The sequence below is a fragment of the Glutamicibacter sp. AGC46 genome, from assembly GCF_053543715.1.
In genome coordinates, this window is record NZ_JBLVOJ010000013.1 from 7,668 (window position 1) to 14,606 (window position 6,939).

5 protein-coding genes are annotated in these 6,939 nt (G+C 63.0%); 3 read left to right on the plus strand and 2 right to left on the minus strand.

The annotated features are described in order from the left end of the window. Window positions 1-47 precede the first annotated feature (47 nt). On the minus strand, window positions 48-1,316 hold the full coding sequence (locus ACNPM8_RS10030; RefSeq protein WP_426734828.1) for a sugar ABC transporter substrate-binding protein: 1,269 nt from the start codon (window positions 1,314-1,316) through the stop codon (window positions 48-50). Between the two features lie 266 nt (window positions 1,317-1,582). Here ACNPM8_RS10030 and ACNPM8_RS10035 point away from each other — a divergent pair, with 266 nt between their 5' ends. Together ACNPM8_RS10035 and ACNPM8_RS10040 are read left to right on the plus strand one after the other, a co-directional pair. Continuing rightward, a complete protein-coding gene (locus ACNPM8_RS10035) occupies window positions 1,583-3,271 on the plus strand; it encodes a glycoside hydrolase family 13 protein (protein WP_448939780.1) in 1,689 nt (562 codons plus the stop codon). 112 nt (window positions 3,272-3,383) lie between these two features. After that, entirely contained in the window at window positions 3,384-4,391 is a 1,008-nt protein-coding gene (locus ACNPM8_RS10040) for a LacI family DNA-binding transcriptional regulator (RefSeq protein ID WP_105658460.1), read from the plus strand. Between the two features lie 197 nt (window positions 4,392-4,588). Here the strand turns inward: ACNPM8_RS10040 and ACNPM8_RS10045 are convergent, their stop codons facing one another. Then, window positions 4,589-5,929 (minus strand): MFS transporter, encoded by a 1,341-nt coding sequence (locus ACNPM8_RS10045; protein WP_332727337.1) that lies wholly within the window; start codon window positions 5,927-5,929, stop codon window positions 4,589-4,591. 268 nt (window positions 5,930-6,197) lie between these two features. Between ACNPM8_RS10045 and ACNPM8_RS10050 the strand changes: the two genes are divergently transcribed. Then, window positions 6,198-6,893, plus strand: a complete 696-nt coding sequence (locus tag ACNPM8_RS10050; RefSeq protein ID WP_332502821.1) for an IclR family transcriptional regulator — start codon at window positions 6,198-6,200, stop codon at window positions 6,891-6,893. Window positions 6,894-6,939 lie beyond the last annotated feature (46 nt).

A 6,939-nucleotide genomic window follows, 5' to 3' on the forward strand; every position in this document is an offset into this window, starting at 1 on the left:
CCCTCCCGGCCCCCCGCGCCCATCGTTGTGCCTGGTGGCAGGCGTTCCTACTTCGAGATGGCCTTTTCGATGTCCGAGGTCATCTGCTTCCAGCGCTTGGCCGGATCAGCCTTGCCGGTGATGATCTCGGCCTCGGCTACGCCCCAGAACTCCCATACGGCAGCCATTTCCGGGATGTTCGGCATCGGCACGCCGTTGGCGCCGACCTCGCCGAAGGCAGCGATGGTTTCATCGGCCTTGGCCGCTTCGAATGCCGCCTTGTTTGCCGGCGGGCGGTTGCCTACCTCGTACAGTTCGGTCTGGACTTCTTCGGTGCCGATGTAGTTGGTCAGGAATTCGGTAGCGGCCAGCAGGTTCTCGGTCTTCGCGGAAACGAAGAAACCCTGCACGGCGACGAATGGCTGGGCCTGCTCGCCACCGGCCGATGGAATCGGGTCGATTTCCAGGTTGATTTCAGCTTCTTCTACTGCTTCCACGTTCCATGGACCGGTCAGGAAGAATGGCGAGTCGCCGGAGACGAACTTCTCCTTGGCAATGTCCCCGTCGAGGCTGGTCTTCAGGTTGCCTTCTTCGCCCTCTTCAGCCAGCCACTTGGCGAATTCGATGCCGCCCTCGTTGCCGATCTGCAGATCTGCCGGGTCATAAGCGCCCGTATCATCGGTGCCGAACACCGGTGCGCCGAAGGAGGTCTGGAACGGGTAGGCGTGGAATGGATCGCCGACATCAGAGACCTGGACCAGGAACGGGAATTCGGTGCCGGCCTTCTCGCCGGCGGCAATCATGTCATCGAAGCTCTTTGGAGCTTCCTTGACCAGATCCGCATTGCGCAGCAGGGCCAGGTTCTCGGTGGCGTAGGGAACGCCGTAGGTGTTGCCCTCGTAGCTCATGGCGCTGACTGCGACGTCCTGGAACTCGCCGGCCTTGTCGCCCAGCTCAACTGGCTGGACTACGCCGTTGTTGACCAGGTTGCCCAACCAGTCGTGGGCGCCGATGGTGATATCCGGGCCCTTGCCGGTTGGAACCTGGCGCAGGAAGTCTTCCTGGATCTTGGAGAAGTCCTTGATCACGAGGTCCACCTTGACCCCGGACTGCTTCTCGAAGTCAGCTGCTGCATCCTTGAGCACTGGCTCGCGGTTGGCGTCGACCCAGACGGTCAGCTTGCCGCCGGAGGCAGCTGCCGGCGAGGATTGCGCCGCTGCGGGGCTGGAGGAAACTGCTGGCGTGTTGGAGCCAGACCCGCCGCAGGCGGTGAGCGAGAGTGCGGCAATGGCCGTCAGTGCTCCGCCGAGAAGCCAAGGGTGCTTATTCACCTTCATGGGATGTCCTTTCGTGACAACTGTGTCATCAGGGACCGGGTCGGCCACGATTTCCGCTGGGCCTGCCGGTCGGGTCTTTAGTGGTGCGAGTAACACATTGATTGTAAGCGTTTACAGCGTGGCACAGATCATGAAAATTGACAACAATGCCGATAAAATCAGTTTTATCGGCCGAGGCGCGAATTCTGACCTCACCATGGAACGAAGGCTTTAAAGCATAATTGCAAGCGTTTACAAACTCTGGTGAATCATTTATCGTTACCGTCATGACTTCAATTCGTTCAGCAGCTGATTCCCTTGTGCAATCCGAAGACTCGCAGTGGTGGCGCTCCTCGGTGATCTACCAGATCTACCCGCGCTCCTTCGCCGATTCCAATGGCGATGGGATGGGCGATCTGCGCGGCATTACCCAACGCCTGGAAAGCATCGCTCAGCTTTCGGTCGACGCGATTTGGCTGTCGCCATTCTTCACTTCCCCGCAGAAGGACGCCGGATACGACGTATCGGACTACTGCGATGTGGATCCGCTGTTTGGAACCCTGGAGGACTACGACGCGATGGTCGCCAAGGCCCACGCATTGGGCCTGCGCGTCATCATCGACCTGGTTCCGAACCACTGCTCGGACCAGCACCCGTGGTTCCAGGAAGCGCTCACGGCGGCGCCCGGCTCCCCCGAACGCGACCGCTTCATCTTCAAGGACACCCCGGCAACCGGGCGCCCGAATAATTGGGATTCGGTCTTCGGCGGCCCGATGTGGACCGAAACCAGGAATCCTGATGGCAGCGCCGGCCAGTCCTACCTGCATATCTTCGACTCCTCGCAGCCGGACTTCAACTGGCACAACGAGGAAGTGCGCGCGATGTTCCGCGACGTCCTGCGCTTCTGGCTGGACCGGGGCACCGACGGCTTCCGCGTTGACGTGGCCCACGGGCTGATCAAGGCCGAGGGCTTGCCGGACTTCACCCCGGACCCATCCGGTGCCTCCATGGGCGGCACCGACGAACTGGCTCCGTGGTGGGGCCAGGATGGCGTGCATGAGATCTACCGCGACTGGCGCAAGGTCATGGACGAGTACGACGGCGAGCGCGTGCTGTGCGCCGAGGCTTGGGTCAATCCCCTGTCGCTGATGGCCAAGTGGGTGCGCGAGGACGAGATGCACCAGGCTTTCAACTTCCCTTATCTCTCTTGCGACTTCGATGCCCAGCAGATCCGCGAAACCATCGACCAGTCTCTGGAGGAGTTCGGCAAGGTCGGCGCCCCGAGCACGTGGGTGCTCTCCAACCATGACGTGGTGCGCCATGCGACCCGCTTGGCGCTGACCGATGAGAACCCGCAGGGCGAGGGCATCGGCCTGAACACCCCAAACCTGCCGGAGGCTGCCGTGGGATTGCGTCGCGCTCGTGCTTCCAGCGCGTTGATGCTGGCCCTGCCAGGTGGCGCCTACATCTACCAGGGCGAAGAGCTGGGCCTGCCAGAAGCCGTTGAACTGCCAGATGAGGCGCGCCAGGATCCTACCTGGTTGCGCACCAATGGCGAGCGCTACGGGCGTGACGGCTGCCGGGTGCCCTTGCCCTGGGAAAGCGGCAAGCCCGCTTTCGGCTTCAGCGCGACCGGTGAAAGCTGGCTGCCGCAGCCGGCAGGCTGGGACTCCTACGCCCGCGATGCGCAGGTCGATGACCAGTCCTCCACGCTGAACCTGTACCGCCGCCTGTTGCAGCTGCGCCAGGATCATGCACTGGGCACCGGCACCCTGGATTGGGTCGAAGGCACCGGAGATGATGTTCTGGCTTTCGCCAACGGCACTGTGCTGGTCGTGGCCAACTACGCTGCAACTGCACAGCCTTTGCCTGCCGGTGCGCAGGGCGCCACCGAACTGGTGCGCAGCCAAAGCGAGATTTCGGCGGAACCGGGAATGATTCCGGGCGAAACCACGCTCTGGTTCCAGTTGCCGTAGCCGGCCATCTGCTGACCGGCTGCAGCCGCACCGGGTAATGTTGGGCAGGAGCCGTGGCCAGGGGAAGGAATTTCCCCTAGCCACGGCTGTGCCTATGAAGGAAGGAAGAGAAGTGGCCGGGATCAAAGACGTCGCACAAGCCGCTGGCGTATCCATTGCCACCGTCTCGCGCGCATTATCTGGCCGGGGTTCTGTCTCCGCGTCCGCGCAGGAGGCTGTGCAGCGCGCCGCCACCGAGCTGGGCTATGTGGTCTCATCTTCCGCGTCCGGGCTGGCCTCGGGACGCACCCGCAACATCGGCGTGCTCGTTCCGGTGATCAACCACTGGTTCTATGCCTGCGTGCTGGAAGGCATTTCCAGCCGCTTGATGGACGAGGGCTATGACACCACCCTCTATCAGCTGACCAAGGACCGCACCCAGCGCGAGAAGATCTTCTCCGATTTCCTGCTGCGCCAGCGCGTGGATGCGGTGATCGCGGTCAACGTCGAGTTGGCTGGGGACGAGGTCCAGGCGCTGCTGGCCATGGACAAGCCCCTGGTTGGCGTGGGAGGACCGCTTCCCGGTGTGCCGACCCTGCACGTGAATGACGAAGCGATTTCTGCCCTCGCGACCGGGCACCTCATCTCCCTGGGCCATGAACGCATTGGCTTCATCGGCGGCAACGCGGAAACCGATGTGGATTTCATGGTGCCCACCCACCGCCGCACCGGCTACGAGCGGGCGCTGGCCGAGGCTGGACTTGAACTGGATGAGTCGCTGTTCGCCAGCGCGGACTTCTCCATGGCCCAGGGCTACGCGGTGGCCAAGCAGCTGCTGGGCAACCCGGCATCCCGACCGACGGCAGTGTTCGCAGCCAGTGATGAAATGGCCATTGGCGCGATCCTGGCCGCCCGCGATCTCGGTTTGCAGCTGCCCCATGACCTGTCGGTCATCGGCGTGGACAATCACGACCTGGCCGAGCTCTTCGGCTTGACCACCGTCGAGCAGCGTCCGCATGAGCAGGGGCAGCTGGCGGTCGCCATGCTGCTGCGTGCTATCCGTGGCCAGGAACCGGCGCAGGCCCACGAGTTGGGCCATCGGCTGATCGTGCGTTCCTCCACCACCCGCCCCGCCCAGTAACCTGGCCAGGCAGTCGGGTCCCGCATGCCGGCGGCCTAGGCGCAATGGATGGCGGTGGCCGGACGTCGGCCGTGCAGCAAACTGCCCGCTGCATCAGCCTGCTGATCGCCAAACCACCGGTCGCCAGACGCGCAAATGCCCGCGCGGGCCAGGATCGCTTGATCCCTTGCCTGCGCGGGCATTATGCTGCCGCGAAACTAGTGCGCCACGCGCGAGTCGGTCTGTTCGCCCTCAATTTCTTCCACGTGCAGGTTGCGTCCACGGGTCTCGCCCACCCAGAGCACCGCTGCCACGGAAATGATGGTCAGCACCATGATGTAGATGGCAATCGAGATCGAAGAGCCTGTGGTCTCCAGCAGGATCTGCGCCACGGTGGCCGCGAAGGCGCCGCCCAGAATGGCGCCAATGGCGTAGCCAATGGAGATGCCCGAGTAGCGGATCTGCGCCGGGAACATCTCCGCGTACATCGCCGACTGCGGGCCGTAGGACAAGCCCAGGCCAACGGTCAGCACGAAGATCGCAATGGTGTACAGCACGATGTTTCCGGTGTCGACCATCAGGAACATCGGGATCATCCAGATGAACACCAGCGCGTAGCCGATCACGAAGGTATTGCGGCGCCCGATCTTGTCCGAGAGCCAGCCGCCGACCAGGGTGAAGATCAGCCAGCCCACCGAACCGATGGTAGTAGCCAGGAGGATCGGTGCCACCGGCATCTCGAGGACCTTGGTGGTGTAGGAAATGAAGAACGCGATCACCAGGTAGCCGGCGGCGTTGTTCGAGATGAAGATCAGCGCGGCCTGCAGGACCTGCTTGGAATGGCTGGTCATCAGCTCGCGCAGCGGGGTGTGCTCGGAAGCCTTGCGCTGGGCGAGCTGCTTGAAGACCGGGGATTCCTCAACCGCACGGCGGATCATGTAGCCCACGAAGATCAGCGCAATGGAGAGCAGGAACGGAATGCGCCAGCCCCATGCGGCGAACTCTTCCGGGCTCATCGCAACGCGCAGGATGTAGAGCAGGCCGGTAGCCAGGATCATGCCGATGGGCACGCCGATCTGCGGGTAGGCGCCGAAGTAGCCGCGGCGATCCTTCGGTGCGTGCTCTACCGCCATCAAGGCTGCACCGCCCCATTCGCCACCGGCCGAGAAGCCCTGGACTACGCGCAGGAGCACCAGCAGGATTGGCGCGGCCACGCCGATGGACGCGTAGGTTGGCAGCAGGCCAATGGCCGCGGTGGCAACGCCCATGAGGATCAGGGTGAGCACCAGGATGCGCTTGCGTCCGTAGCGGTCGCCCAGGTGGCCGGCAACCACTGCGCCCAGGGGACGGAAGAAGAAGGAGATGCCAATCATTGCGAAGGAAAGGATCTGCGCGACACCCGGATTCGACTGCCCCAGGGGCTCGAGGAACAACGGGGTCAGCAGGGTCGCGGTGAGCTGGGCGAAAATGAAGAAGTCGTACCATTCAATGGTGGTGCCCACCAGGGTGCCGGCAAGAACCCGGCGCTCCTCCTGGGTGCGAGTGACAGTCGATGACATGAGTTGGCCTTTTTTGCGAGTTGTTTACCGACCGTTCGGACGGTTTATGTCGCACACCATCATATGCCCACAGTGAAGCAGATCACAAGATCTATCCAAATCGTGACCAGCTCCAGCCAGGCACCCTCTCCCGCAATGGGCTGGGAATTCGGTGTTCTAATAGAGAACGACTAAAATCGGATATAGATCACCGACCGCTTGGTCCCCAGATTCACTACGAAGGCCCTCGACGACGTTCCAGCAGCGCCGCACGCCAGATTGAAGAGCAATGCCTACCTCCCAGACGCTTTCGCGTGGAATCCGCGTCCTTGAAATCGTCGCCAATTCCCCGGTCAACCTTTCCATCGCGGAAATCGCCGCGAAACTGGAAGTCCACCGCTCCATTGCCTACCGCATCATCCGCACCCTGGAGCAGCATCACCTGCTCAACCGCGACGAGGCCGGGCACATCCGTTCCGCTTCCGGCTTGGCCGTGCTCGCCCGCTCGGTCCAGCGCGACCTGCAGGCGGCCGCCACCCCGGAACTCACCGCGCTGGCCAACGAGCTGTCGATGACTGCTTTCGTAGCCGTCTGGGAACACGATCTGTGCACCACCTTGCAGTCGGTCTCCCCGTTGAACTCCCAGCGCGCGATCGTCCATCGCCCGGGCTCGGTGCACGGCATGGATGTGGGAGCAGCCGGCATCGCGATCCAGTCGTGCTATGCCAAGGCCGAGTGGGATGCCCTGGACACGGGCATCGAGTACCGCGAAGCTGCCGTCGCGGCCCGGATTGACGGCTATGCCACCAGCGAGAACGAAGTCATCCAGGGCGTGACGTCCATTGCCGTTCCGATCCAGCATTCCGGGCAAACCCCGGCGGCCTTGGCCGTCGTCTTCGCCGCCAGCACGGTCGGCGGGTACGAGCGCATGATCGAGGAACTCAAGCACGCAGCGGCGCGCATCAGCGAAAAGCTCGCGCACTAGCAATTCCCGGCGGTGAAAGAAGCATCCCCTTGCCCTTCGCCTGCTG